At 66.6% G+C, this 23,000-nt stretch carries 24 protein-coding genes; 13 read left to right on the top strand and 11 right to left on the bottom strand.

All coding sequences use genetic code 11. The annotated features are described in order from the left end of the window. The first annotated feature begins 229 nt into the window (after positions 1–229). The 4 genes from OEJ37_RS19800 to OEJ37_RS19785 all read left to right on the top strand — a co-directional run bounded on the left by OEJ37_RS19800 (position 230) and on the right by OEJ37_RS19785 (position 3,980). The gene (locus OEJ37_RS19800) at positions 230–1,114 is read left to right on the top strand and encodes a LysR family transcriptional regulator (RefSeq protein WP_263345183.1); all 885 of its coding nucleotides are present in this window, start codon (positions 230–232) and stop codon (positions 1,112–1,114) included. Positions 1,115–1,278: 164 nt separating this feature from the next. After that, positions 1,279–2,211, top strand: a complete 933-nt coding sequence (locus OEJ37_RS19795) for an AEC family transporter (protein ID WP_263345182.1) — start codon at positions 1,279–1,281, stop codon at positions 2,209–2,211. A 167-nt stretch (positions 2,212–2,378) separates the two neighbouring features. Then, complete coding sequence (locus tag OEJ37_RS19790) at positions 2,379–3,311, top strand: DMT family transporter (RefSeq protein WP_263345181.1); 933 nt, start codon at positions 2,379–2,381, stop codon at positions 3,309–3,311. 294 nt (positions 3,312–3,605) lie between these two features. Further along, a complete protein-coding gene (locus OEJ37_RS19785; RefSeq protein ID WP_263345180.1) occupies positions 3,606–3,980 on the top strand; it encodes a hypothetical protein in 375 nt (124 codons plus the stop codon). A gap of 149 nt (positions 3,981–4,129) precedes the next feature. Here OEJ37_RS19785 and OEJ37_RS19780 read toward each other — a convergent pair whose 3' ends face one another. Then, the gene (locus tag OEJ37_RS19780) at positions 4,130–5,647 is read right to left on the bottom strand and encodes a CoA-acylating methylmalonate-semialdehyde dehydrogenase (protein ID WP_263345179.1); all 1,518 of its coding nucleotides are present in this window, start codon (positions 5,645–5,647) and stop codon (positions 4,130–4,132) included. A gap of 50 nt (positions 5,648–5,697) precedes the next feature. Further along, on the bottom strand, positions 5,698–7,053 hold the full coding sequence (locus OEJ37_RS19775) for an aspartate aminotransferase family protein (RefSeq protein ID WP_263345178.1): 1,356 nt from the start codon (positions 7,051–7,053) through the stop codon (positions 5,698–5,700). A 105-nt stretch (positions 7,054–7,158) separates the two neighbouring features. Between OEJ37_RS19775 and OEJ37_RS19770 the strand changes: the two genes are divergently transcribed. Further along, the gene (locus tag OEJ37_RS19770) at positions 7,159–8,109 is read left to right on the top strand and encodes a LysR family transcriptional regulator (protein WP_174418027.1); all 951 of its coding nucleotides are present in this window, start codon (positions 7,159–7,161) and stop codon (positions 8,107–8,109) included. Between the two features lie 147 nt (positions 8,110–8,256). On the opposite strand, the gene OEJ37_RS19765 is transcribed toward OEJ37_RS19770, so the two are convergent. Genes OEJ37_RS19765 through OEJ37_RS19755 form a run of 3 tightly spaced genes read right to left on the bottom strand, consistent with a single transcriptional unit; the run spans position 8,257 to position 10,353 of the window. Further along, complete coding sequence (locus tag OEJ37_RS19765; protein WP_174418026.1) at positions 8,257–9,513, bottom strand: MFS transporter; 1,257 nt, start codon at positions 9,511–9,513, stop codon at positions 8,257–8,259. After that, on the bottom strand, positions 9,510–9,845 hold the full coding sequence (locus tag OEJ37_RS19760) for a hypothetical protein (protein WP_175917940.1): 336 nt from the start codon (positions 9,843–9,845) through the stop codon (positions 9,510–9,512). Before OEJ37_RS19760 ends, OEJ37_RS19765 begins: the two co-directional genes overlap by 4 nt. A gap of 37 nt (positions 9,846–9,882) precedes the next feature. Then, the gene (locus OEJ37_RS19755) at positions 9,883–10,353 is read right to left on the bottom strand and encodes a MarR family winged helix-turn-helix transcriptional regulator (protein ID WP_263345177.1); all 471 of its coding nucleotides are present in this window, start codon (positions 10,351–10,353) and stop codon (positions 9,883–9,885) included. A 179-nt stretch (positions 10,354–10,532) separates the two neighbouring features. Here OEJ37_RS19755 and OEJ37_RS19750 point away from each other — a divergent pair, with 179 nt between their 5' ends. Beyond that, a complete protein-coding gene (locus OEJ37_RS19750; RefSeq protein WP_174418023.1) occupies positions 10,533–11,024 on the top strand; it encodes a 2,4'-dihydroxyacetophenone dioxygenase family protein in 492 nt (163 codons plus the stop codon). Positions 11,025–11,112: 88 nt separating this feature from the next. Here OEJ37_RS19750 and OEJ37_RS19745 read toward each other — a convergent pair whose 3' ends face one another. Both OEJ37_RS19745 and OEJ37_RS19740 read right to left on the bottom strand, forming a co-directional pair. Further along, the gene (locus OEJ37_RS19745; RefSeq protein ID WP_263345176.1) at positions 11,113–11,946 is read right to left on the bottom strand and encodes an MFS transporter; all 834 of its coding nucleotides are present in this window, start codon (positions 11,944–11,946) and stop codon (positions 11,113–11,115) included. Beyond that, positions 11,946–12,797, bottom strand: a complete 852-nt coding sequence (locus OEJ37_RS19740; RefSeq protein WP_263345175.1) for a class I SAM-dependent methyltransferase — start codon at positions 12,795–12,797, stop codon at positions 11,946–11,948. Before OEJ37_RS19740 ends, OEJ37_RS19745 begins: the two co-directional genes overlap by 1 nt. 132 nt (positions 12,798–12,929) lie before the next feature. On the opposite strand from OEJ37_RS19740, the gene OEJ37_RS19735 reads away from it, so the two are divergent. Continuing rightward, positions 12,930–13,901: a LysR family transcriptional regulator gene (locus tag OEJ37_RS19735; protein ID WP_263345174.1), complete on the top strand. Its 972-nt coding sequence runs from the start codon at positions 12,930–12,932 to the stop codon at positions 13,899–13,901. Between the two features lie 165 nt (positions 13,902–14,066). Further along, a complete protein-coding gene (locus tag OEJ37_RS19730) occupies positions 14,067–14,426 on the top strand; it encodes a hypothetical protein (RefSeq protein WP_174418019.1) in 360 nt (119 codons plus the stop codon). 193 nt (positions 14,427–14,619) lie between these two features. On the opposite strand, the gene OEJ37_RS19725 is transcribed toward OEJ37_RS19730, so the two are convergent. The 3 genes from OEJ37_RS19725 to OEJ37_RS19715 form a co-directional block, all read right to left on the bottom strand. Further along, a complete protein-coding gene (locus OEJ37_RS19725; protein WP_263345173.1) occupies positions 14,620–15,447 on the bottom strand; it encodes an SDR family oxidoreductase in 828 nt (275 codons plus the stop codon). A 17-nt stretch (positions 15,448–15,464) separates the two neighbouring features. Next, positions 15,465–15,671, bottom strand: coding sequence for an NAD(P)H-binding protein (locus OEJ37_RS19720; RefSeq protein WP_263345172.1), 207 nt, complete (start codon positions 15,669–15,671; stop codon positions 15,465–15,467). Between the two features lie 204 nt (positions 15,672–15,875). Beyond that, complete coding sequence (locus OEJ37_RS19715; protein WP_263345171.1) at positions 15,876–16,346, bottom strand: cupin domain-containing protein; 471 nt, start codon at positions 16,344–16,346, stop codon at positions 15,876–15,878. A gap of 47 nt (positions 16,347–16,393) precedes the next feature. Between OEJ37_RS19715 and OEJ37_RS19710 the strand changes: the two genes are divergently transcribed. Then, positions 16,394–17,305 (top strand): LysR family transcriptional regulator, encoded by a 912-nt coding sequence (locus OEJ37_RS19710; RefSeq protein ID WP_263345170.1) that lies wholly within the window; start codon positions 16,394–16,396, stop codon positions 17,303–17,305. 513 nt (positions 17,306–17,818) lie between these two features. Here OEJ37_RS19710 and OEJ37_RS19705 read toward each other — a convergent pair. Continuing rightward, on the bottom strand, positions 17,819–18,760 hold the full coding sequence (locus OEJ37_RS19705; RefSeq protein WP_263345169.1) for a GlxA family transcriptional regulator: 942 nt from the start codon (positions 18,758–18,760) through the stop codon (positions 17,819–17,821). A gap of 135 nt (positions 18,761–18,895) precedes the next feature. Between OEJ37_RS19705 and OEJ37_RS19700 the strand changes: the two genes are divergently transcribed. The 4 genes from OEJ37_RS19700 (at position 18,896) to OEJ37_RS19685 (ending at position 22,970) form a co-directional block, all read left to right on the top strand. Next, complete coding sequence (locus OEJ37_RS19700) at positions 18,896–19,693, top strand: SDR family NAD(P)-dependent oxidoreductase (protein ID WP_263345168.1); 798 nt, start codon at positions 18,896–18,898, stop codon at positions 19,691–19,693. Positions 19,694–19,743: 50 nt separating this feature from the next. Beyond that, the gene (locus OEJ37_RS19695) at positions 19,744–20,505 is read left to right on the top strand and encodes an SDR family oxidoreductase (protein ID WP_263345167.1); all 762 of its coding nucleotides are present in this window, start codon (positions 19,744–19,746) and stop codon (positions 20,503–20,505) included. A 35-nt stretch (positions 20,506–20,540) separates the two neighbouring features. Then, positions 20,541–20,945 (top strand): nuclear transport factor 2 family protein, encoded by a 405-nt coding sequence (locus tag OEJ37_RS19690; RefSeq protein ID WP_174418013.1) that lies wholly within the window; start codon positions 20,541–20,543, stop codon positions 20,943–20,945. A 258-nt stretch (positions 20,946–21,203) separates the two neighbouring features. After that, positions 21,204–22,970, top strand: coding sequence for a sensor domain-containing diguanylate cyclase (locus OEJ37_RS19685; RefSeq protein ID WP_263345166.1), 1,767 nt, complete (start codon positions 21,204–21,206; stop codon positions 22,968–22,970). Positions 22,971–23,000: the final 30 nt, after the last annotated feature.

Here is a 23,000-nt window from a genome sequence, read left to right as displayed (position 1 = left end):
CCATCCGCGCGAACCCGCATCGGCCAGCAGCCCGCGCTTTCCATCCTAAGCCGGCAATGTCGCGGTTGCCCGATTCGGCGGGCACGGGCATGATGTCCGCGAACTCGCCGGCCGCTTTTTCCCGCTGATTCTCGCCGACCTCGCCGCACCTGTGCGGGGTGTCGCGCGAACGCTGCCGCCGTCATGCGAGCAATCCGCATGCCGGCCCGTCGCCCACGTCACTTCGTCCATGTCACTACGCGCATTCAGAACGCTGGTCGCCATCGCCCGATACCGGACCTTCGCACGCGCCGGCGAAGCCATCGGCCTCACGCAGTCGGCGGTGAGCCTGCAGATCAAGACGCTCGAAAACGAATACAACGTGCAGTTGTTCGACCGTTCGCGCCGGCAGCCGGTGCTCACCGAAGCCGGCAACATCCTGCTCGCGCAGGCCGAGCAGGTGCTCGCGATGGTCGACCGGATTCCCGATGCGCTCAGCGACGAGAAGAAGCTCGTCGGCCGCCTGCGGATCGGCGCGATCCAGACCGCGCTGTCCGGCCCGCTGCCCGACGCGCTGCTCGCGCTGCGCAACTCACATCCGTCGCTGCGCGTGCATGTGTCGGCCGGCATGTCGGCCGAACTGGCGAACCGCGTCGCGGCCGGCGAACTCGATGCGGCGATCACGACACGCCCCGTGCGCCCGCATCCGGCGGAACTGACGTGGACCACGCTGTACGAGGATCGCTTCTGGCTGCTCGCGCCGCCGGACCATGCGGAACGCGACGCGGGCACGCTGCTCGAAGCGCTGCCGTTCATTCGCTTCGACGCGCAGGCCTGGGCCGGCCGCATGATCGCCGCCGAACTGCGCCGCATCGGCGTGCGCGTGCGTGAAGAGATGGTGCTGGACAGCGCGGAAACGATCGCACGGATGGTGGCGCGCGGGCTCGGCGCGGCGATCGTCGCGCTCCCCGATGCGACGCTCGCGCGCCTGCCGCCCGTCACGCGCTTGCCGTTCGGCCAGCCCCAGATGGGGCGCGCGGTCGTGCTGCTCGAGCACCAGTCGCGGCCGGCCGAGCGTTTCGCGCGTGCGCTGGCCGCCGAAGTCACAGCGTCATCGATGAGAATTTCTCATTGAACACCCGATAATTAACAATTATTCCTGTTGCTTGCGCGTGTTAACTTGGCGGCATCGTCATTCTTTCGATTGCGAGTCGTCATGTTGCCCGCCGGATGGATTCCCGCGTCGTTCCGCCGCTCCGCCTGCCAGCGGCTGGCCGCAACCTGCGTGAAGGCGCGCCGATGATCAGCGCGATCCTGCTCGCGTTGGCGCCGGTCGCGCTGCTGGTCGCGTTCGGCCATGGCCTGCGTCGCACGGGCTTCATCGCCGAAGCGTTCTGGCCGCAGGCCGAACGGCTTTGCTACTACGTGCTGCTGCCCGCGCTGTTCGCGGACGGCCTCGCGAACGCGCGACTGCAAGCGCTGCCCGTTTTGCCGCTGGCGGCAGCGCTGGTCGGATCAACCGCCGTCGCCGCGGCGCTCCTTCTGCTGATCCGTCGGTTCGTCCGAGTCGACGGCGCCGGCTTCACGTCCGTGTTCCAGGGCGCGGTGCGCTTCAACAACTATGTCGGCACCGCACTCGCCGCCGGGCTGTTCGGCGCAAAAGGCATCGCACTCGCGGCCGTCTGCGTCGCGGCGATCGTCCCGACCGTCAACCTGATGTGCGTGCTGGTCTTCGCGCGGTATGGCGACACGCGGCTCGGCGCGGGCGCACTCGCGCGGCAGATCCTGTCGAATCCGCTCGTCGTCGCGTGCGCGCTCGGGATCTCGATGCAGGCCGGCGGCGTCGCATTCCCCGCTGCCGTCGAGCCGGCCGTGCGCGCGCTCGGCGCCGCGTCGATGCCGCTCGGCCTGCTGTGCGTGGGTGCGGCACTGAAATTCGATGCGGCGCGTGCGTGGCTGCAGCCGGTGTGCGTTGCGTCGGCGTTCAAGTTCATGGCGATGCCGCTGATCACGCTCGCGGGCGGCCGCCTGTTCGGGCTCGGCGATGCGGCGCTGACCGTCGCGTTGCTGTTCCAGGCGCTGCCGACGTCGTCGGCGTCGTACATCATGGCGCGCCAGCTCGGCGGCGACGCGCCGCTGATGGCCGGCATCACCGCGTTCCAGACGATCGCCGCGGCGCTCGCGATGCCGGTCGTGCTGACGGCGCTCGCGTCGGCACCGGTATTTCGCTGACGGCGCGGCACCCGGCCCGAGACCCGGCCCCGGCCCCGGCCGATACCCGCTGAATCTGCCCGATACCCGCTGAATCGGCCTGCAGGCCAGTCGTCGCACGGTTCGACATCGTCGGCCGAGCGCGGTCATGCACGCATCGCATCGCCCCATTCGACAAGCCACGACACATGAACGCTCCCGCCCCGCCCGCCGGCATCGTCGCCACCCGGCCGAATGCGGCCATCTACGTGAAGCTCACGCTCGTCGCGCTGTTCTGGGGCGGCACGTTCATCGCGGGCCGGATCCTGGCCGCGTCGATGTCCGCGACTTCCGCGGGCACCGGCCGCTTCGCGATCGCCGCGCTGCTGCTGGTCGCGCTGACGTGGAAGTTCGAAGGCGGTCTGCCGAAGCTGAGCGGCCGCCAGATCGTGACGACCTTCGCGCTCGGCGCGACCGGCATCTTCCTGTACAACGTGTGCTTTTTTGCGGCGCTCGCGCGGATGCCGGCCGGCCGCACCGCGCTGTTCGTCGCGCTGAATCCGGTCGCGACCGCCGTGCTGTTGTCGGTCGTCGCGCGGGAGCGCCTGTCGCTGTCGCGCTGGGCCGGCATCGCCATCGCGCTGTGCGGCGCGCTGGTCGTGATCAGCCGCGGCGAATTGCTGCGCGTGCTGACCGACCTCGGCAACACGTTCGGCGCCGGCGAACGCTACATGCTGTGCGCGGTGCTGAGCTGGGCCGCCTACACGGTAATCGGCCGGCGCGCGCTCGACGGGCTGTCGCCGCTCGCGGCGACGACGTACGCGACGCTGTGGGGCCTCGCGCTGCTGGTCGTCGCGCATCTGTTCGGCCCGAGCACGAGCGGCGGCACGCCGCTGACGTGGCAGACCGTCGTGTCGATGATCTATCTCGGCGCGATCGGCACCGTGGTCGCATTCGTCTGGTATTCGCAGGGCATCCGCGAACTCGGGCCGGCCCGTGCGGCCGTGTTCACCAATCTGGTGCCGGTGTTCGGCGTGCTGCTGTCGGTCGCGCTGCTCGGCGAGCCTCTGTCGCCGTCGATGCTGGCCGGCGGCGCGCTCGTGATCGCGGGCGTCGCGCTGACCAATCGCGCACGGCGCTGACGTATCGGCGCACACGCCACGCAGGCGCGGGGACGGATACCGAATACCCGATCGCGACGGCGCGCGCCGCACCGTTGTGTAACGCCTACGCGCCGCCAATACGCGCCCGGACTTTCTCGCAGCCCCGCCAAAAACCTCCTATCGTGAATGAAGCGCCCCGTTCGTCGCCATCCGACCCTGTGTCGCTCGCACCGGCGGCAACGGCACCGCGTTCCGGCACCATTCATCGCGATCGTCGCGCCCGCTCGCCCGTGCGCACGATCGCGGCCGCCCACCGGATTACAGGAGGCATTCATGAAAGCCGCGCTGCTCGTCAGTTCCGCCCTGCTCGCCATTGCATCCGCTTCGGCCTTGGCCCAAGGCTCGATCACGAAAGTCGAAAACGGCGCGCTCGTCGCCGCGAACGGGATGACCGTCTACACCTTCGACAAGGACAAGTCCAACGCCGGCACCAGCGCGTGCACGGGCCAGTGCGAAACCTTCTGGCCGCCGTACAAGGCCAGCGCGACCGACGTTCCGGTCGGGCCCTACACGATCGTCAAGCGCGAAGACGGCAGCCCGCAATGGGCGTACAGGGGCAAGCCGCTGTACTTCTTCTCGAAGGACATGAAACAAGGCGACCGCAACGGCGACAACTTCAAGGACATGTGGCACGTGGTCGCGCCGTAAGCGTTGTTCCGCCGCCGTCCGCGCAATTGGCGCGGACGTAAAAAAGCCCGCCCGGATCGTGGTCGATCGGGGCGGGCCTTCACATCTTCACGTTGGCCGCCTTGCATCGCCAACCGACAGGCCGGCGACGCATGCAGCCGGAATGCGCGTCAGCGGTTCGACGGGAAGCTGAACACCGTCCCTTCGCGCACGCCGGCCGACGGCCAGCGCTGCGTGATCGTCTTGCGCTTCGTATAGAACCGCACGGCGTCCGGGCCGTAAGCGTGCAGGTCGCCGAACAGCGAACGCTTCCAGCCGCCGAACGAGTGGTACGCGACGGGCACCGGCAGCGGCACGTTGATGCCGACCATGCCGATCTGGATGTTGTCGCTGAAGTAGCGCGCGGCTTCGCCGTCGCGCGTGAACAGGCACGTGCCGTTGCCGTATTCGTGCGCGTCGATCAGCGCCATCGCCTCGTCGAGCGACTTCAGGCGGATCACGCCGAGCACCGGCCCGAAGATCTCGTGCTGGTAGATCGGCATGCCGGGCTTCACGTTGTCGAACAGGCACGGGCCGAGGTAGTAGCCGCCATCGTGGCCGTCGACCTTCACGCCGCGGCCGTCGACGACGAGCGTCGCGCCCGCTGCCACGCCCGCTTCGACGAAGCCCGTCACCTTCTCGAAATGCTGCTGCGTGACGAGCGGGCCCATGTCGACGCCCGCGCCGTTGCCCGGGCCGACCTTCATCTTGTCGATTTCGGCCTTCAGGCCCGCGACGACCTGGTCGCCCGTGTCGTCGCCGATCGCGACGACCAGCGGAATCGCCATGCAGCGCTCGCCGCACGAGCCGTACGCGGCGCCCATCAGCGCGTTCACCGCGTTGCCGATGTCGGCGTCGGGCATCACGACCGCGAAGTTCTTCGCGCCGCCGAGCGCCTGCACGCGCTTGCCGTGCGCGCAGCCGGTCGAGTAGATGTATTCGGCGATCGGCGTCGAGCCGACGAAGCTCACGGCCTTCACGCGCGGATCGGTCAGGATCGTGTCGACCGCTTCCTTGTCGCCGTTCACGACGTTCAGCACGCCCGGCGGCAGGCCGGCCTCGAGCGCGAGCTCGGCCATGCGCAGCGTCGACGACGGCGTGCGTTCGGACGGCTTCAGCACGAACGTGTTGCCGCATGCGACAGCCATCGGCCACATCCACAGCGGCACCATCACAGGGAAGTTGAACGGCGTGATGCCGGCCGCCACGCCAAGCGCCTGGAACTCGCTCCACGAATCGATCGCGGGGCCGACGTTCTTGCTGTGCTCGCCCTTCAGCAGCTCGGGCACGTAGGTCGCGTATTCGACGTTCTCGATCCCGCGCTGCAGTTCGCCCATCGCGTCGGCCAGCACCTTGCCGTGCTCGGCCGTGATCAGCGCGCACAGCTCGTCGGCATGCTCCTCGAGCAGCGTCTTGAAGCGGCTCATCACGCGGGCGCGCTTCAGCGGCGGCGTGTTGCGCCACGCCGGGAACGCGGCCTGCGCGGACGCGATCGCGGCTTCGACGGTCAGCTTGTCGGCGAGCGCGACGCTCTTGTGCGATTCGCCGGTGGCCGGGTCGAACACCGGCTGGACGCGGCTGCCGCCGTCGACGCGCTTGCCGTCGATCAGGTGGCCGAGGGTGGAAGTCACATTGCTGTCGTGTTTCATCTGTCTGGCTCTTTCGTGAATTCGGTTGTCGCCTGGGGGCGGACCGCGGCTCAGTCCACTTCGTTCAGCGCGTCGGACAGCGCGTTGACCAGGTTGTCGATCTCGCGCTTCTCGGAGATGAACGGCGGCGCGAGCTGGATCGTGTCGCCGCCGTAGCGCACGTAGAAGCCCTTCGCCCAGCAGCGCATCGCGATCTCGTACGGGCGCCGTGCCGGTTCGCCCGGCAGCGCCGCGATCGTCAGGCCGGCCGCGAGGCCGTAGTTGCGGATGTCCGCGATGTGGCGCTGGCCCTTCAGACCATGCACGGCCGCCTCGAAATGCGGCGCGAGATCGCGCACGCGGGCCACCGCGTCTTCCTTCACGAGCAGGTCGAGCGCCGCGACGCCGGCCGCGCACGCGACCGGATGCGCCGAATACGTGTAGCCGTGCGGGAACTCGAGCATGTACTCGGGGCCGCCTGCCGCCATGAACGTGTCGTAGATTTCCTTCGTCGCGACCACGCCGCCGAGCGGTTGAACGCCGTTCGTCACCTGCTTCGCGAAGTTCAGGATGTCCGGCGTCACACCGAACGCGTCGGCGCCCGTCATCGCGCCGGCACGGCCGAAGCCCGTGATGACCTCGTCGAAAATCAGCAGGATGTCGTGCGCGGTACAGATGTCGCGCAGCCGCTTCAAATAGCCCTTCGGCGGCACGACCACGCCCGCCGAACCGGAGAACGGCTCGACGATCACGGCCGCGATGTTCGATGCGTCGTGCAGCGCGATCAGGTCGAGCAAGCGGTCGGCCAGCTCCGCGCCGTGTTCGGGCATCCCGCGCGAGAACTTGTTCTCGGCGAGTTGCGTGTGCGGCAGGAAATCGGCGTCGAGGCCCTGGCCGAACAGCTTGCGGTTCGGCCCGATCCCGCCGACCGAGATACCGCCGAAGTTCACGCCGTGGTAGCCCTTCTCGCGGCCGATCAGGCGCGTCTTCGTGCCCTTGCCCTTCGCCCGCCAGTACGCGCGGGCCAGCTTCAGCGACGTGTCGGCCGCTTCCGAGCCCGAACCCGTGAAGAACACGTAGTCGAGGCCGGCCGGCGTCAGGTCCTTGATCTTGTTCGCAAGCTCGAACGACTTCGGGTGGCCGAACTGGAACGCCGGCGCGTAGTCGAGCTGCGCGACCTGGCGGCTCACGGCCTCGACGATTTCCGTGCGGCCGTGACCGAGGCCCGTGCACCACAGACCCGACAGGCCGTCGAAGATCTTGCGGCCTTCGGCATCCGTGTAATACGCGCCCTGGCCCGACACGATCATGCGCGGATCGGCCTTGAACTGGCGGTTGGCGGTGAACGGCATCCAGTGCGCGTCGAGCCACGCGGCGTCGGTGCGGATGGTCGTTTCGTCCTGCTGCGCGGTGGTGATGTCGGTCATGTCGGTCGGCGCGGCGCGCCCCTCCTTCTTGTGATGATGTTGCGCATTGTCGGGAGGCCAATTAGTCTCTTCAATATCGCAATATCAATGTTCACTTGCGCAACTATGCAAGCAAAGAAACCGAAGAGCCGCGCGCTGCTCGGGCAGCTCAGCGACATGGATCTCCGCCTGCTGCGGGTCTTCAAGGGCGTCGTGCAGTGCGGCGGGATGGCGGCGGCCGAACTGGAACTGAATATCGGCATCTCGACGATCAGCCGGCACGTGAAGGATCTGGAAACGCGCGTCGGCCTCGTACTGTGTCGGCGCGGCCGCGCGGGCTTCACGCTGACGCCCGAGGGACAGACCGTGTACGAGGAGACGCTGCGGCTGCTCGCGTCGATGGAGGCCTTTCGCAGCAGGATAGACGGTATTCACGAGCGGATGGGCGGAGAACTGCACGTCGCCGTGTTCGACAAGACGGCCACCAACGCAAACGCGCGGCTCGGCGACGCGATCCGCCAGTTCACGGACGAGGCCCCCGACGTCGCGCTGAACCTGCATGTCGCGTCGATCAACGAGGTCGAGCGCGGGATCATCGACGGCAGCTACCAGGTCGGGATCATTCCCGCGCACCGCAATTCGGGCAGCCTCGTGTATTCGGAGCTGTTCGACGAACGGATGCTGCTCTATTGCGGCCGCCAGCATCCGCTTTACGATGCGCCGCACGGCAAGCTCACGTGGACGACGATCCGCAACCATGCATTCGCAGGGCTCGGCTTCCATTCGCCGAACATGGAACTGAGCCATCGCGCGAAGCTCACGCGCAGCGCGACCGCGTCGGACCAGGAATCGATCGCGACGCTGATCCTGTCCGGCCGTTATCTCGGCTTCCTGCCCGACCATTACGCGGAAAGCTTCGAAAACAAGGGGCTGATGCAGCCGATCGCGCCGCACCGGTTCAACTATCGGTGCCGGTTCGTGAGCCTGCTGCGGCGCTCGCCGCGGCCGTCGCGGGCCGCGCTGCTGTTCCAGTCGTGCCTGGAAGCCGCGCATGCGGCGGCCCGTCCGGCGGCGTAGGCGGCTCATTCGGGGAATCTGGTTCCCGGCGGCGCGCCGTGCAGCATCGCGCGAGCGAAATGCTCGACAGGATGATCGGCCGGCCTGCACGCGCGCCTGATATGCGACGGGCTGGCGCAGCCGCGCCTTCGTCTCCGCCCTGTCACGTCACGCGCCGTCGCCCTGATCGACCGCTCCGCCCGCGCGAAGCTTGTCCCGGTTGCGCCGCACGAAATGCGTCGCGACGAGCGCTGCCGCGAAACCGGACGCGGCACCGACGCCGAGCGCCCAGCGCGGGCCGAGATGGTTCGCGACCCAGCCCGCCACCGGCGCGCCGATCGGCGTGCCGCCGAGCGCGACCGCGAGGCGCAGCGCCATCACGCGGCCGCGCATCGCCGGCTCGGTGGACAGTTGCATCAGGCTGTTGGTCGAGTTCATAAAGGTGATCGCGGCGATCCCGGTCAGCACGAGCGCGGCCCCAAACAGCCAGTAACCCGGCGCCAGCGCGGCGAGCGTGCAGCCGAGCCCGAACAGCGCCGCGCCGAACCACAGATGCCGGAAGTGCGGCCGTTCGCGGCGTGCCGCAAGCAGCGCGCCGGAAACCGTGCCGACTGCCATCAACGACGACAGCACGCCGAAGCCGCGAGCGTCGACGTGGAACACGCTGGCCGCCATCGTCGAAATGAACAGCTGGAAATTGAGCCCGAACGTGCCGATCAGGAACAGCATCACGAGGATCGCCTTCAGGTCGTCGCGCTGCCACACGTAGCGGAACCCGTCGAGCAGGCCGCTGCGCGAGCGGCTCGCCCGCACATTCGTGCGCAATTCGCCTTCCCGGAGCAGCGACAGCGACGCCAGCACCGCGAAGAAGCTGAGCCCGTTGGCGAGAAACGCCCAGCCCGTGCCGATCGACGCGATCAGGAACCCGGCCGCTGCCGGGCCGATCATCCGCGCCGCATTGAACGACGTCGAATTGAGCGCAACCGCGTTCGCCAGCTCGCCGTCGCCGACCAGTTCCGCGACGAAGGTCTGCCGCACGGGCGCGTCGAACGCCGACGCGCAGCCGAACAGGAACGCGAACACGTACACATGCTCGAGCCGCGCGACGCCCGTGACGGTCAGCGCGCCGAGCGCCAGCGCCAGCACGCCCATCAGCCCCTGCGTCACCATCAGCAGCTTGCGCTGGTCGAAGCGATCGGCCGCGTAGCCGGTCCACGGCAACAGCAGGAGCTGCGGCCCGAACTGCAGCGCCATCACCGTGCCGACCGCCGACGCGTCGTGATGCGTGAGCTGCGTGAGGACGAGCCAGTCCTGCGCGGTGCGCTGGATCCACGTGCCGATGTTCGACACCAGCGCGCCGATCGCCCACACGCGATAGTTGAAACTGCGAAGCGAGCGGAACACCCCTGCCGCCGGCACGCTCATGGCCGCTCCCGGTCAGGCTCGTTGCCGCCGTGCAGCGCGCCGAAGTGCCGCGCGAGAAACAGGCCGAGCGCGAGGATGCCGAGGCCGAAAGCGGCCGCGTCGGCCGTGACCTTCAGGTCGAAAGCACCGACCCGGACGACCAGCGCATAGCCGATCGCGAGATTCACGACGCCCCACACGACATTCACGGTGGACGACGACAGCCCGCGGCCCGGCGGATTCGCGAACGGCGTCTGGAACGGCTCGCCGCGCAGCCCGCTGACGAGATGGGGCACGGCGTTCGCGAGAAACGCGCCGCCGAAGAAGTACGACACGAGATGAAGCATGTTCATGTTCGGGCTGTCCTTTCGGCGGGCGGGTCGATGCGGTTCACGGGCGCGCCGGGTCCTGGAATTCGGCGAGCCGCTGCAGCAGCTTCACGGCCGCGGCGAGTTCGGCCTGCTCCGGTTCCGACAACTTCGCGTGCAGCGCGCGAAACAGCCAATCGTCCTTGGCCGCGCGGTTGGCCTGCAGCACCTTGCGGAAACCGGGCGTGAGCGCGATCAGCGTCTGCCGGCCGTCGGTCGGATCGGGAGCGCCGCTGACGGCGCCCAACGCCTCGAGCGTCGCGACCGTCACGCGCATCGACTGCGGTCGCACGCTTTCGGCACGCGCGAGCGCCGACACGGTCGCGGGGCCGTCGCGGTCGAGCCGCAGCAATACCGATTTCTGGGATGACGTGAGGTCGTTCGGGTGGGTCTGCTCCCGCATGCGCCGCATCAGCTTGCCGACCGAGATGCGGAGTTCGCCGGCGAGACCGGCCAGTGGGAGCGCTTCGGCGGGTGACGGTGGCGTGTTCATGAAATCCACGATAGCACATATGCAGAAAAACTGTACAGTTTAACTGTATATATAGACGCACGACGGCTACACGCCTGCGGAGGCGCGCGAATCGGAAACGAACGCGAACCGCCGCCGTTCAGCCGCGCGATCCGGCTCTGCGATAATGCGGGCTGCCCATTTCCGCTCCGCCTCCCGCCATGACGCAGCCGTCCGCCCCGCTTTCCACCGACCTGCCGCCGATCTCATGCCTGCCCGGCGACGCGCTGCCGTGGCTGCCGATGAGCGCCGACCTGCCGGGGTTGGCGATCAAGTACCTGCACATCAATGCGGCCGAGGACACGCTGACCGCGCTGCTGAAGATGCCGGCCGGTGGCACGCTGCCGCGCCATCGCCACGACGGCGAGGTGTTCGTCCATACGCTGCAGGGCGCGTGGCGCTACCTGGAGTACGACTGGATCGCGCAGGCCGGCTCGACGGTGCTCGAACCGGCCGGCTCGGTGCACACGCCGGAAACGCTCGGCGCGCCGGGCGAGGATGTGATCACGCTCAACGTGATGCGCGGCGATCTCGTGCTGCTCGACGACGACGGCCGCGAGACCGCGCGCGAGAATTGCCGCGTCGCGCTGCTGCGCCAGCGCAAGCATGCACGGACGGCGCCAGACGACGCGGTGGCGTTCGTCACGCGCTGACGTCGGGCGAGGTCGGATTCGGCGATTGGGCCATGCACGCTCGGCTCGGCATCAAAATGTCGGGGCGGCGCCGCATCGCCGGACGGGCTCAGTCAGCGGACCGTCGGATCAACTGGCGCAGCGACAGTGCGTGCAGCAGGATCGAGGTCGGCACCACGAACGCCGGGGTCAACACATCCGGATAAACACCGGCACCGATGCTTGGCACATTCGGCACGATCAGCTGGAACCGGCCGGGCGACGTGATCATTCCCAACGTGATCGCGATAGCGAAATCCGCGAGGCCGAAGAGGTTCCACATGATCGCCGCCTTCCGCCCCTCGGCCGTGCCGGTCGCGACGGCAATTGCCGCCGGTACGGCGAACACGCCGGTCAGCACGTCGCCGATTCCCGCCGGCAACGCGAACACGCCGGGCAACCCTCCATGCAGCCACGCGGCAAGCGCCCAACCGCCGAATACGCGATAAAGCTGAATCGCGACGAGCCACGTCGCCGGCATTGCATCGAGCACCTGCCCGACCCGCCTCGACAACAGCAACAGTGGCGCCCCGATCAGCACCGGAAGAACAATCGCCAACGGCAGCAAAGGCGGCGAGTCTGGCGAGCCCGCGCGGAACGTGCCATCGATGGCCGCGCTCCACGCGACAGCGAACCAGAGCGTGTACGGAATCATGACTGCAAGCCAGGTCGTGCTGCGTTGGCCCGGCTTCAGGCCGGTGCGTTCGAGGCCGAGCCATAAACCGATCGCGACGACCGCATGGACCGCCAGTTGGTGAGCGGTGACTGCAACGCCGCTCGCCGGGATGGCCGGCTGCCAGTAGATCAGGCCGATCCACAAGGCCGTCAACGGTACGATCCAGAGCAGGCCGCGCCAGGCGGCACGCGACGGGACGATACCGGCAGGAAAAGGAGCGGCTGTCATCAGCGGGCCTCCATGCGGTTCCGGGTATTCGTCGCATCGGCCTCGAACACCGCAGTGAGAATGCCGACCCGGCCTTCGACGAGATTGCGTCCCAGGTTCGCGAACAGTTGCGCGAAGTCCGGCCCCAGCACGATGCCGAGATTCGGCGACGGCGGCGGCCCGGACGTGCGCCGTTCGGCGGTCCACGCTTTTGCCGCCTCCGTGTCGTCTTGCCAAGTCAGCGTGCGGAAACCTGCTGCCTCGATTGCCTCGCGTGTTGCATCGGCCGTCATCAGGAAGCTCGTGGCCGGGGTTCGCGCCCACGGCACAGGATAGTGCAGTTCGCTGCCGTTTGCGACGACGTCGTACGTCGCGAATTTGCCGTCCGGCTTCAGCACGCGCCGGATCTCCCGGTAAAGCCGTGCGCGATCGGCGATGTTCATCGCCACATGCTGCAGCAACACGACATCGAAACAGCCGTCGTCGAACGGAAGGTCCAGCGCGCTGGCGGTACGAAACGACACCTGCCCGCTCTGCCCGGTGCGCTGCGCGAGATAGCGCGCGGCATCCACGAACGGCTCGCTGAGGTCGATGCCCGTCACCCGGCAGCCGCGGGTTGCAGCCAGAACGCGAGCCGGCCCGCCGATGCCCGAACCGACGTCCAGCACCGCCATGTCGGCGGTGATCCCGGCCAATTCGGCAAGCTCGTCGGTGGCAGCCAGCCCGCGGGTGTGAAACTGGTCGAGGGCGTCCAGGTGCCGCGGCGCGAACGGTTGATCTTCCGGTCCAAGCGCCGCGAGTGCGGCTTTCAGCCGCTCGGTCAGGCCGGTCGCGCGATAGTGCTCGCGCACGCCATCAAGCGCATCGTTCATGGTGAGGTTTCTCCACGGTTTCGAGCAGACCGTTCCGGGCTTGCGTACCGAAATCGGCGCGACGCCTCGTCTGCATGCGTAGGTGTACCATGGCCGCTGGCGAGCGACTATTCATCACAATGTTGATGGGCCATGAAGCAAAACTTCACAGTCAGGCAAGGCGCACTCGACGGTGTGGAAGCGTTCCTCAGCGTTGCCCAGCATCGCAGTTTTCGCCGCGCCGCCGCCGAACTCGGCGTCACGCCGTCGGCCGTCAGCCAGGCAGTGCGAGTGCTTGAAGAACGCATTGGCGCCGCACTCTTCATCCGCACCACGCGCAGTGTCGGCCTGACGGAAGCCGGCGAACGGTTTCTGTCGCGTGCAAAGCCGGCGTTCGAAGAGCTCGTCGCCGCCAGCGAGGTAGCCCGCGATCTCGGCCAGCGGCCCGCCGGACTGTTGCGCCTTTCGGTGCCGCGCGCGGTGGTGCCGATCCTGCTGGAACCGCTGATTGCATCCTTCTGCCGCGCGTATCCCGAGATCGAAGTCGAAATTGCCGCGAACGAGGCGCTGGTCGATCTCGCGGCGGAAGGGTTCGACGCCGGCATCCGCCTGGGCCAGTTCGTCGATGCCGACATGGTTGCGGTGCCGCTCACGCCCCCGTTCCGTCTCGTCATCGTCGGCAGTCCGACCTACTTCGCAGGCCGCAGCCGTCCCGAACGCGTGGACGATCTGCGCGAACATGCGTGCTTGCGGTGGCGGAGATCCAACGGTGCGCTCGCGCCGTGGTCATTCAACGACAACGACCACGAGATCGAGGTCGCCGTATCGGGCCCGTTTATCGCGCATGATTTTCCCACCCTGCTGGGTGCGGCCGTCGAAGGTCTGGGCCTCGCGCAGCTACCTGAGCCCCTGGTCGCGGAAGCGCTGAAAGCGGGCACCCTGGTGCACGTGCTGGAGCCGTTCGCGCCGGTCAGGCCGGGCGTGTTTCTCTACTATCCAGGCCGCCGGCAGATCATGCCGAAGCTGCGCGCATTCATCGATCACGTGAAGAACCACCCGCCAGGTCCCGGCAAAGTTTCGGCGCATCATGCGTCGGGGCGTGCAGGACCGACGAAAAAAGGATGATGTTTTCTTTCGTGTCGCCGACTAGCGAATCGGATGGTCGGGATTGACCGTGTTGATGCGCGACGGTCATCGCGTCGTTCGCTCAAGCCCCTTCTTGCGCAACACCGCGGTCGCATCGGCGGATGTCAGAAAGCGGATTTCTCGGTCGCATCGGGCGATGCGATCGTGCTGCAGGTCCACTTCCCGCGCGAGCGACTCTGCGGGCTGGTGATTGCAAGGCCATTCGCTGCGGCTCCCGATCCGGACCAGGCGATCGGCGCGGCTCCGCCGACCGCCCGCGTGCTGACCGGATCGCTGAACCTGCGGCGCACGTTGCTTCGCACCGGGCGTTTCGTGACGGTCATGCCGCACTCGCTGCCGCGCTTCGGCCCCGATCAGGAATGGGTCAAGGTGCTGCCGATCGACCTGCCGACCTGGACTGTCCCGACGATGCTGATCACGCTGAGGAACCGGACACTGAGCCCCGTTGCCGAGCGGCTCGCCGAGCACACGCGCGTGCTGGCCAGATCGCTCGCTGCGGGTTGATCGATGTCATTGCCTCAGGCGGTGTCGATGCGCTGTATCGGCGATTGCGCGGCGTCGGATGGGTCGTTGTTTCGGGGCCTGATATTCGCGCAACGCTCGGGGAATTTCGTCCGGCGGATTGCGGCCCGGAGCTGCCATAGATAGTAGTGAGCCGGCGACGGCCGCTTTCAATGCACGACACGCCGTTCAATTGCTACTGCGAAACCAGTGGCCCGAACCAATAGGAAGCGGTAACGCCTCCATCCATCAGGAAGTCACTGCCGGTTATGAAACCGCCGTCCGGCCCCATGAGCATCGCCGCGACATTGCCGACTTCGTCGGGTGTGCCGGCGCGCTTTGCCGAGCAGCCGTCAATCATGCGGCGATACCCTTCTCCGCGCGGGCCGGACAATTCATCTTTCGCAAGCGGCGTAATGATGATCCCGGGGCTGATCGTGTTGACGCGCGCACCCCTCTTGCCCCAACGAACGGCCTCGTACATCACGCGCAGCGCGTTGCCGCGCTTCGACAGTTGGTAGGCGTGCAGCGAATCTTTGACCTGATCGAGCTGAAGCAAAGGCAGCTTTAGCAAGTCCTCGACGGGCGTTGTCGCCAGCGCCTTGTTATCGTCGGTCGATAGCGGCGGCAGCCGGTGTCCTGACTGTGATGCAATGACAACCCCGGAACCGCCCTCGGCGATCACCTTACCGAACTCTTCAAGAATGACCGCGGTGCCGTAGAGATCGACCTTCAGAATCGTTTCGACTGAGGCTTGCGACGGCGAGACGCCCGCCGCATGGATAAGGCCGTGAACTTCTCCGAGCGACGTTGCTTTTGAAACGAGGGTTTCGATGGACGCGCGCGATGAGATATCGACGGATGTCGTGGTTACCTCGAACCCGGCTTCGCTCAATGTCTTTGCCGCCGCTTCCGCGTTTTCCTGTCGCAGATCAGCGAGCAGAAGATGCTTGCCGGCACCGACCCGGCGCGCGATCGCTTGCCCAATTGATCCAGGCCCGATTACAACGATGACTTTCTGCATGATGTCCTTCTTTCTGTTTAGCGATCGCTGACGCCGATGCTGTTGCGAATGTAGAGGCAGGGCGTGGTCGCGATCTTTACGATCAACCCTGACAGGCTGTCGAGCGAAATAGCGTGACCCCGGAACGGCTCACCCTTGTGCGTGATGGTGTACGGCCCTTGCGGCTCTCGGGTGAACCAGCCTGGCCGAAAGATCGTATAGTCGAGATCGGATACCTCGATCAACGCAGCCGAATCCCGGTAAGGGTCGAGAATGCTGCGATATCGAAGAACGTCACGCCGCGTTCAAACGCGGTGCGGATCAGCTTGCTTGCTTCAGTCTTGGACGACGGGACCATAGCGATAGCTAAGACCCAAGCAGCTGGGACCGATAGCGGACGCTTCGAGCATGCTCTTTTCAACAGTGCGTGTCCTCATCATTCAAGCGCATCATTTGTCCAGCGTGGCCGGGCCAACCTGGTATTGCTTGTCGGTGACCTTCTCCATCCACGTGACGGGACCGCCGTTCTGCGATTCAGCGATGGCGATGTGCGTCATGGCCGTCGTCGCCGTCGCACCGTGCCAGTGCTTTTCACCTGGGGCGATCCAGACGATGTCACCCGGTCGGATCGTTTCGACGGGACCGCCGTCGCGCTGCACCCAGCCAAGGCCGGCAATTACGATCAGCGTCTGACCCAGCGGATGCGTATGCCATGCAGTCCGTGCGCCTGGCTCGAAGGTGACGGTCGCCCCGCCGATTCGGGCCGGCTCCTCGCCTGAAAACGGCGTATCGATCCTGACCGTTCCTGTGAAGTATTCAGCCGGCCCCTTCGCGGACGGCTGCGATCCGCATTTCCTGATCTGCACGAGCGTTCCTTTGCGGTAATTGCCTTGGCTTTCAATGTAGCAGCGCGGCTTCATGCTATTAAGAGCTAAAATCCGCATGAAGCTAGAAGGTAGGCTTATAAATGACGCGCTCTAATCTTTCCGATATCACCGCATTCCTGGCTGTCGCACGTGAGGGCAGCTTCACGAAAGCAGCCGCAAAGCTCTGCGTCTCGCAGTCGGCGCTCAGTCAGACTGTGCGCAATCTGGAGTCGCGGCTCGGCCTGCGGCTTTTAACCAGGACCACTCGCAAGATCTCGCCGACGCAAGCTGGCGAACGGCTGATACAGTCGGTCGGTCCCCACCTGGACGAGATCGAGGCCGAACTGAGCGCGCTCACCGCTTTGCGTGATACGCCTGCGGGCGTCGTCCGCATCGCCGCGGGAGAGCATGCAGCGGAACTGCTTTTGTGGCCGGTGATCTTGCGGCTGTTGCCTAACTACCCGGACATCACGATAGAAATCGTCATCGACAATGGACTCACCGACATCGTCGAGGAGAGGCTCGATGCAGGTGTACGCCTTGGTGAACAGGTTGCCAAAGATATGGTCGCCGTTCGCATCGGGCCCGATGTGCGAATGGCGGTGGTCGGTACGCCGGAGTATTTCGCAACGCACATGAAGCCCAAGACGCCGCAGGACTTGACCGCGCACAACTGCATCAACATCCGGCTACCGACGGCCGGTGGAATATATGCGTGGGAGTTCAGAAAAGGCGGACGCGAACTGAACGTGCGCGTCGAAGGGCAACTCGTGTTCAACACGGCAACGATGGCAGTGAAAGCCGCGCTCGCAGGCGTCGGTCTTGCCTTCGTTCCGGAGCAACGTGTGTTATCGCAACTCGAAAACGGACAGCTTCTACGGGTGCTGTCTGACTGGTGCCCATCATTTTCGGGCTTCCATCTGTACTATCCGAGCCGCCGACAACCCACTCCGGCTTTCGTCGTCGTTGCGAATGCGCTTCGTCAAGGCGCGACGGACCCCGGCATGAAATGAAACATATAGGCTGTCGTCGCTGACTGCTTGGCAGTCCGCTATCGGTGGTCGAGCTGCCTCTCGGATGTCTTGTCGTTGTTGTACGCTGACGGCGGCTAATGGCCGCAAGCGACCGCTCGTCGGCCTACGCACCATCGAACTTCGGGCTGCTCCGCCATCTCAGCGATAGCCTTCAATAAGTATCTTGATAAGGCGATGAGGCACATCGGCAAAACGTACTGAACAGGTACGCTTAACGGATTCCGCCTGCATCTCAATTGTGCAGCAGTGCGGGGCGTGAGGGTTGTCCACGTCCGGCACGGCATGGTGAGCACCTATGCAAACCGATCCTCGTTCTGTTTAGGCCACGGCTGAGTGTAATCGAAGGGGTGCGGCAAACCGCAGGGGGGTCCTGGCGACTGACAGCCATTGGCTGCGGATTCAACCGTCAACAGCCCTCGCCCCCACCCAAGCCAAGCCCATTCGCCCACCCACCCCTACCCGCGCCGACCACCGCCCTACCGACCTCCCCGATCATCCGCGCGCATCGCGCCGCATCGCCTGCGGCGGCACACCAAACCCGCGCACGAACGCCTCGCGCATGTGTCGGCGATCGCGAAACCCATTCTCCTTCGCGATCACGTCGAGCGGATGCCGGCTCTGTTCGATCATCAGCCGCGCGGCTTCGAGCCGCAGCCGCTCGATCGCCTTCGCGGGCGACTGCCCCGTTTCGAGCGTAAACACGCGGCTGAACTGCCGAGGGCTCAGGTGGACGGCATCGGCCAGATCCTCGACGGTCAGCGCGCGGCCGAGGTTCTGCCGCGCGTAGTTCAGCGCGTTCTGGATCCGGTCGGATTTCGGCGCGAGATCCAGCATTTCCGAATGCTGCGACTGCCCGCCGGCCCGGCGCTGGTGCATCACGAGCTTGTGCGCGACCGAGCGCGCGGCATCGGCGCCGAGATCCTTTTCCACCATCGCGAGCGCGAGGTCGAGGCCGGCCGTCATCCCGGCCGACGTCCAGATCGGACCGTCGACGATGTAGATCCGGTCTTCCTCGACACGAATCTCCGGGTAGTGCCGCTGCATGTCGCGGCCGAACGCCCAGTGCGTCGTCGCGCGGCGCTGCGCGAGCAGCCCGGCCTCCGCCAGCACGAACGCGCCCGTGCAGATGCCGGCGATCCGCCGTGCGCGCGCGTTCGTGCGGCGCAGGAACGCAACCACGCCGGCCGGCGCCGGCGCAGCGAGCGGATCGTTGACGCCCGCGACGATCCACGTATCGACGGCGATCCGCCCGCGCAGCGCGCGCGTGGCGACCGACAGCCCGAGCGACGAGCGCACGTCGCCGCCATCGACCGAATAGTTGTCCATCACGTAGAACGGCTCGCCCGCGCCCATGTTCGCGTACTCGAACACCGACTGCGCGGCGAGCGCCATGATCTGAAAACCGTCGCTGATCAGAAAGCCGATTCGGTGCATGCGTGCTCTCCAGTCCGGGCGGGCGTGTGGCCCGATGTCCTGAATCATACCCATCTACGTCATTTGTGTCGCAGCGATTCGAAGCCAGAATGCATTCACGCCATTCGGCCAACTTCATCGACACGGAGCGACATCATGACTCAAGCACATCGCGGTACCGCCCTCATTACCGGCGCGTCGTCGGGCATCGGCGCGATCTACGCGGACCGGCTCGCGCGCCGCGGCTACGACCTGATCCTGGTCGCGCGCAATCGCGACCGGCTGGCCGCCCTCGCCGAGCGCATCACGAATGACACGCGGCGCAGCGTCGAGATCGTCGACGCGGACCTCAACGACCGCGCGGCGCTCGCCGCCGTCGAAACGAAGCTGAAGCAGGACGCGAGCATCACGCTGCTCGTGAACAACGCGGGTGTCGGCACGCACGCCCCGCTGCTCGACAGCGACGCCGACGCGATGACGCGGATGATCGACCTGAACGTGACCGCGCTCACGCGCCTCACCTATGCAGCCGTGCCCGGCTTCGTCGCCCGTGGCCGCGGCGCGGTGATCAACATTTCGTCGATCGTCGCGATCTCGCCGGAAACACTGAACGGCGTGTACGGCGGCAGCAAGGCATTCGTGCTCGCGTTCAGCCAGTCGCTGCACCACGAGCTCGCCGGCAAGGGCGTGCAGGTGCAGGCCGTGCTGCCCGGCGCGACGGCCACCGATTTCTGGCAGACGGGCGGCCTGCCGCTCGAGCACCTGCCGAAGGAAATCGTGATGCCGGCGCCCGACATGGTCGACGCGGCGTTGGTCGGCTTCGATCGCGGCGAACTCGTGACGATTCCGTCGCTGCACGCGGCCGACGAATGGGATGCGTACGAGGCCGCGCGCCAGACGATGGCGCCGCACCTGTCGACCGATACGCCGGCGCCGCGCTACGCGGCGCGCTGATTCCTGTTTTCGCTTCTCCCCGATCCGATCAGACAAATGGAGCACCCATCATGAAACTCAGCGGCAATACCGTTTTCATCACCGGCGGCACCTCCGGCATCGGCCGCGCGCTCGCGATCGCGCTCGAGCGGCGCGGCAACCAGGTGATCGTCGCCGGCCGGCGCAAGGCGCTGCTCGACGAGATCGCGCGGCAGCACCCGAATATCGACACGGTCGAACTCGATGTCGGCGACGGCGCGCAGATTCGCGCGGTCGCCGCCCGGTTGATCGCCAGCTATCCGGCGCTGAACGTCGTGATCAACAACGCGGGCATCATGCCGTTCGACGATGCGAGCGGCCCGCTCGACGACGCACAAGCCGTTCGCCTCGTCGATACCAACCTGCTTGGCCCGGTGCGCGTCAGCGCGGCGTTCGTCGAGCACCTGAAGCGGCAACCCGATGCGACGATCATCAACAACAGCTCGGTGCTCGCGTATGTGCCGCTCGCGGCGACGGCGCTCTATTCGGCAACGAAGGCCGCGATTCACTCCTACACGCTGTCGCAGCGCTTCGCGCTGCGCGACACCAGCGTGCGCGTGCTCGAAATCGCGCCGCCGTGGGTCGACACCGATCTCGTGCACAAGAGCGGCGACCCGCGCGCGATGCCGGTCGACGCGTTCGTCGCCGAAACGCTGGTGCTGCTCGAAACCGCGACGACGGAAGTCGTCGTCGACGCGGCCAGGCCGTTGCGCGACAACGCCGGGCCGAACGAGCACGCATTCGTCGAACAATTCAACCAATTCATCGTGGACAACCCGATTCCGGTCGAATGACGTCGCCCGGGAAACCCGTCATCGGAGCACACATCATGACGACCGCACTGGAAGAGAAAAACACGGCCTTCGTCCTCGAAGCGCTGGATACGCTGTTCAACCGGAAAGACTACGAGCGCGCCGCGCAATTCTGGGCCAACGATTACGTGCAGCACAGCCGGCTCGTTCCGGCCGGCCGCGACGGGCTGTTCGGCCTCGTCGATTCGATGCCCGACCTGCGTTTCGAATTCGACAGGGTCGCCGCCAACGGCGACTTCGTGTGGGTGCACAGCCGGTACACGAACTCGGCAAGCCCCGTCGCGCTGATCGCAATCGATATCCTGCGGATCGAGGGCGGCAAGCTGGTCGAGCACTGGGACGTGCTGCAGAACGAGGCGACGCGCGCCGAATCGGCCGGCGGCCATCCGATGTTCGGCGACGCATTTCCGGACGCGGATTGATGCGATCGTTCGTCTGACGAAAAGCCCGGCGCCGGCGCGCCGGGATGCCGCCGGGGATTCTTTCCCCAGCGGCGTAAATAGGTGACATGGAACGCCGATTCCCGCCCGCTTGCCTTGGATTTTGCTCAACAGTAAGCTCTACCGCTGCAGTTTCCGAAGCAGCGCCATATCGGGCGCAATCCGTCCGATCATCCGGGCAATCGACCGTTGCGGAATTCGACCATGCGGTTTCGTATGTTCACCACCGAGACCGGCAGCATGCCCGTCTCCCCGCCTGTTTCCCCGCGCATATCGGCCGACCATCCGCCGGATCTTCCGCCGCTCCCCGAACTCGAAACCGTATGCCGCGTGGCGCGCGCGCATTTCGGCACGGCCGGCGCGTTCGTCGCACGCGCGCAAGCCGGCGCGCAATGCTTGCTGGCGTCCGATGGGACGCTCCCCGAAACGCTTCCGCCGGATACCTTCGCGCCAAGCGTCGAGCGAGATTCGCCTGCCGGTGGACGACTCGTCGTGCCCGACGTGGGCAACGGCCCGTTTCACACGCCGCAGGTCGTCGCAGCCTGCGAACTGGCCGCGCCCGACGGCACCGCGCCAGGCTCGCTGTGCCTCGCCGCCTACACCGGCCTGGCACTCGACGCCAACCAACGCGCATTCCTGCACGACCTCGCGTCGCTCGCGGAACGCGCGTTCGCCCGCGCCATCGCGGAAGCCGCGTTGCGCGAACGGCTCGGCATCGTCGAGGAACACAGCACGCTGACGACGCTCGCGCTGACCGAAAGCGGCACCGGCGTGTGGGATCGCAACGTGGAAACGGGCGAGATCCATTACTCGCCGACCTGGAAGGCGATGCTCGGCTACGCGCCGCATGAGCTGAGCTGCCGGATCGAGGATGCGTACGAACGGCTGCATCCGGACGATACCGACGACGTGAAGGCGGCCATGCTCGCGCACTTCGAGCGCCGGACCGACAGCTACGAGGTCGAGCACCGCATCCGCTGCAAGGACGGCACGTACAAATGGATCCGCAGCCGCGGCAAGGTGATCAGCCGCGACGGCAACGGCCGCGCGCTGCGCATGGTCGGCACGACCACCGACATCACGGCGCTGCGCGAACTCGCCGCGCGGCTGCGCGACTCGGCCGCGCTCGTCACGAATCTCACCGACCAGGTTCCCGGGCTCGTGTTCCAGCTACGGCAGGCGGCCGACGGGCGCCGCACCTTTACCTATGCGAGTGCGGGTATCCGCGACATCTACGAACTCACGCCCGAGCAGATCGCCCGCAACGCGGGGGCGGTCGAGATGCGGATCCATCCGGCCGACCTGATTGCGTATCGGCGATCGCTGCATGAATCGTCCGCGCGACTGACGCCGTGGCGCCTCGAATATCGCGTGCTGCTGCCCGGCCAGGGCCTGCGTTGGCGCGAAGGCGATGCGCGCCCGCAACGCATGGCCGACGGCGGCACCGTGTGGCACGGCTTCATCACCGATGCGACCGAGCGCAAGCGCATCGAGGCCGAACTGCAGCGGATGGCGACGACCGACCACCTGACGCAACTGTCGAACCGCCACGCGTTCATGCGGCAAAGCGAAGCCGCGCTGCGCGGCGTGCGCGCGACCGGCCGGGCCGCCGCGGTGCTGATGCTCGATCTCGATCACTTCAAGGCGCTGAACGACCGCTGGGGCCATCCGCTCGGCGACCGCGCGCTCCGGCATTTCGCGCGGCTGCTGCTCGCGGAAACCGGGCCGGACGGCATCGTCGGCCGGATCGGCGGCGAGGAATTCGCGATCGTGCTGCCGGGATCGGACCTCGATACGGCGATCGCGTTTGCGCGGCGCCTGCAGCAACGCGCGATGCTGGCGCGGCTCATGCATGAGAACCAACTGGTCGAATTGACCGTCAGCATCGGTATCGACGCGATGCGCGAGTCCGACTTCGGCGCGTACCAGTCGCTGTCGCGCGCCGACAAGGCGCTCTATCTCGCGAAGGATCGCGGCCGCAACCGGATCGAGGTGTATCGGGCGTAGCCGAAGCGGTGCTGACCACCCGCGCCGAAC

This window comes from Burkholderia sp. BKH01, from assembly GCF_025685725.1.
GTDB classification, from domain to species: Bacteria; Pseudomonadota; Gammaproteobacteria; order Burkholderiales; family Burkholderiaceae; genus Burkholderia; species Burkholderia pyrrocinia_C.
The sequence above is the reverse complement of the archived record's forward strand: the minus strand, read 5'-3'. Positions and strand labels throughout refer to the sequence as shown.

Excerpts from the sequence above, each read along its gene's own strand:
- OEJ37_RS19755 (WP_263345177.1), bottom strand. The coding sequence starts at position 10,353 with ATGAACACGCCACCGTCACCCGCCGAAGCGCTCCCACTGGCCGGTCTC.
- OEJ37_RS19745 (WP_263345176.1), bottom strand. The coding sequence starts at position 11,946 with ATGACAGCCGCTCCTTTTCCTGCCGGTATCGTCCCGTCGCGTGCCGCC.
- OEJ37_RS19790 (WP_263345181.1), top strand. The coding sequence starts at position 2,379 with ATGAACGCTCCCGCCCCGCCCGCCGGCATCGTCGCCACCCGGCCGAAT.
- OEJ37_RS19690 (WP_174418013.1), top strand. The coding sequence starts at position 20,541 with ATGACGACCGCACTGGAAGAGAAAAACACGGCCTTCGTCCTCGAAGCG.
- OEJ37_RS19785 (WP_263345180.1), top strand. The coding sequence starts at position 3,606 with ATGAAAGCCGCGCTGCTCGTCAGTTCCGCCCTGCTCGCCATTGCATCC.
- OEJ37_RS19715 (WP_263345171.1), bottom strand. The coding sequence starts at position 16,346 with ATGAAGCCGCGCTGCTACATTGAAAGCCAAGGCAATTACCGCAAAGGA.
- OEJ37_RS19695 (WP_263345167.1), top strand. The coding sequence starts at position 19,744 with ATGAAACTCAGCGGCAATACCGTTTTCATCACCGGCGGCACCTCCGGC.
- OEJ37_RS19725 (WP_263345173.1), bottom strand. The coding sequence starts at position 15,447 with ATGCAGAAAGTCATCGTTGTAATCGGGCCTGGATCAATTGGGCAAGCG.
- OEJ37_RS19685 (WP_263345166.1), top strand. The coding sequence starts at position 21,204 with ATGCCCGTCTCCCCGCCTGTTTCCCCGCGCATATCGGCCGACCATCCG.
- OEJ37_RS19795 (WP_263345182.1), top strand. The coding sequence starts at position 1,279 with ATGATCAGCGCGATCCTGCTCGCGTTGGCGCCGGTCGCGCTGCTGGTC.
- OEJ37_RS19760 (WP_175917940.1), bottom strand. The coding sequence starts at position 9,845 with ATGAACATGCTTCATCTCGTGTCGTACTTCTTCGGCGGCGCGTTTCTC.
- OEJ37_RS19710 (WP_263345170.1), top strand. The coding sequence starts at position 16,394 with ATGACGCGCTCTAATCTTTCCGATATCACCGCATTCCTGGCTGTCGCA.
- OEJ37_RS19700 (WP_263345168.1), top strand. The coding sequence starts at position 18,896 with ATGACTCAAGCACATCGCGGTACCGCCCTCATTACCGGCGCGTCGTCG.
- OEJ37_RS19740 (WP_263345175.1), bottom strand. The coding sequence starts at position 12,797 with ATGAACGATGCGCTTGATGGCGTGCGCGAGCACTATCGCGCGACCGGC.
- OEJ37_RS19775 (WP_263345178.1), bottom strand. The coding sequence starts at position 7,053 with ATGACCGACATCACCACCGCGCAGCAGGACGAAACGACCATCCGCACC.
- OEJ37_RS19735 (WP_263345174.1), top strand. The coding sequence starts at position 12,930 with ATGAAGCAAAACTTCACAGTCAGGCAAGGCGCACTCGACGGTGTGGAA.
- OEJ37_RS19765 (WP_174418026.1), bottom strand. The coding sequence starts at position 9,513 with ATGAGCGTGCCGGCGGCAGGGGTGTTCCGCTCGCTTCGCAGTTTCAAC.
- OEJ37_RS19780 (WP_263345179.1), bottom strand. The coding sequence starts at position 5,647 with ATGAAACACGACAGCAATGTGACTTCCACCCTCGGCCACCTGATCGAC.
- OEJ37_RS19800 (WP_263345183.1), top strand. The coding sequence starts at position 230 with ATGTCACTACGCGCATTCAGAACGCTGGTCGCCATCGCCCGATACCGG.
- OEJ37_RS19770 (WP_174418027.1), top strand. The coding sequence starts at position 7,159 with ATGCAAGCAAAGAAACCGAAGAGCCGCGCGCTGCTCGGGCAGCTCAGC.
- OEJ37_RS19750 (WP_174418023.1), top strand. The coding sequence starts at position 10,533 with ATGACGCAGCCGTCCGCCCCGCTTTCCACCGACCTGCCGCCGATCTCA.
- OEJ37_RS19705 (WP_263345169.1), bottom strand. The coding sequence starts at position 18,760 with ATGCACCGAATCGGCTTTCTGATCAGCGACGGTTTTCAGATCATGGCG.